Raw genomic sequence first — 1,533 nt, forward strand, 5'->3', positions numbered from 1 at the left:
TTGACACTCTCCGGTCTAAAGACACGGAGATTCTTAAGACATTACGGTCTTAATATCCTTGTTACCAAGGTTCCCAGGCTCGCCACTTTTGTCACCAGGACGTAGCGATACGCCAGTTGCTCCACTTGGGGAAACCCCAAGACCGCACTGGCTCTTCTCCTTACAGTATTTTGGGCGTTTAGCGGTCTTATCCGCAGGTTCCGTCGAGTCCCGGCGTACCATTTCCAACGCTCTATCTCTGATAGTTTTCGCTTGCCGTAATATCAGCATGGGCGAAAAATCCACCAGCCGAACAAATGAACTTTTCACCATCGCGGTTTGAGCGGTCAATATGTCCACAATTTCTGCATTCAACGCTGGAATGTTTCGGACTAATCTTAATAGCAACCTTTCCTTGCTTTGCAGCGAGATACTCGATCTTTAAGATCAACTCATTCCAAGCAGCATCAGAGATAGCGCGATTTAACCCCTTTTTTCTAGATTGCCCATTCGGTAAAAACCTCCCACTTTCTTCATCTTTCTTCACCCGACATCGGCGCAACATACCGGAGATATTTAAATCCTCCAAGGCAATAGCATCCACCTGTCGGCTGGTAATAGTTTTCGCTATCCACCATTGATAAGCTTGTCGCTTATCCGCAATCTTTTTATGCAGGCGTCCAACTTTTTGGGACGCCTTTTTTCGGTTCTTGCTACCTTTAACTTTGCGGCTAACCCGTCGTTGTCTGATTTTGAGAAAACGCCTGGTTTTCTTGTTATTGCCAAACTTGGGGTTCGCAAATTGATATCCATCACTCATGTGTACGAGTTTGGTAATTCCTAAGTCGCATCCGACAATAGATCTGACTTCGGTTAAAGATCTAGCAACTACATCTGGTACGGTTTTGTCCTCGATTCTGACCGATACATACCATCCATCTTGGCGTTGGCGAATTGTCGCTGCTTTAGCTGTAAAACCATCTGGAATCGGTCTGGAATTATAGAATCGCATCCATCCCAATTTGGGTAAATAAATCTTACTCCCTTCGGCTTTCATCCCCATCGTGTAAGTAAACGATGTGAAGTTGCTGCGATTCTTAAACTTGGGAAAACCCTTGCCCTCAAAGAAGTTTTTATAGGCAATATCCAGACGCTTGACGTTTTGTTGCAGTACTGTCGAATCAATCCCGGCGTACCAAGGTCTAGCAGTTTTTAGTTGCGGCAATGCGGTGATTTGAATATCACGACTCGCTGCGGCGAGGATTTTTACTGCTTTTAGCATCTTTCCACGGTTCTCCTGTCGCACCATTCTTGCTGACAAAACAAGTTAACGGACTAGCAGGAGCTTTTGTCCTTAAGTCGCTGTACTCTCCTTGAATGAATTGTTGGTTGTATTGACTAATCCTGTCACCCAAACACCAATTGTAGTGGCATCTGAGCATACTTATCCATTGCTCCATCTTTGAGCTTTGGGCAATGTTTGGCCTCAACTTGTAAACGTAGTTTGTTAGCAATTTACGTCGAAGATTAAAGGGATCTGCGATAATATTACCT

2 protein-coding genes are annotated in these 1,533 nt (G+C 44.6%); both read right to left on the bottom strand.

The window, feature by feature from the left end:
- Positions 1–232: 232 nt before the first annotated feature.
- Entirely contained in the window at positions 233–1,261 is a 1,029-nt protein-coding gene (locus MiSe_RS49005; protein ID WP_226594794.1) for an RNA-guided endonuclease InsQ/TnpB family protein, read from the bottom strand.
- On the bottom strand, positions 1,221–1,533 hold a 313-nt coding region (locus tag MiSe_RS49010), incomplete at its 5' end, for a helix-turn-helix domain-containing protein (RefSeq protein ID WP_226594796.1). The genes MiSe_RS49010 and MiSe_RS49005, both read right to left, overlap by 41 nt.

Origin of the sequence: Microseira wollei NIES-4236 (assembly GCF_020521235.1) — a bacterium.
Taxonomy (GTDB): Bacteria; Cyanobacteriota; Cyanobacteriia; order Cyanobacteriales; family Aerosakkonemataceae; genus Microseira; species Microseira wollei.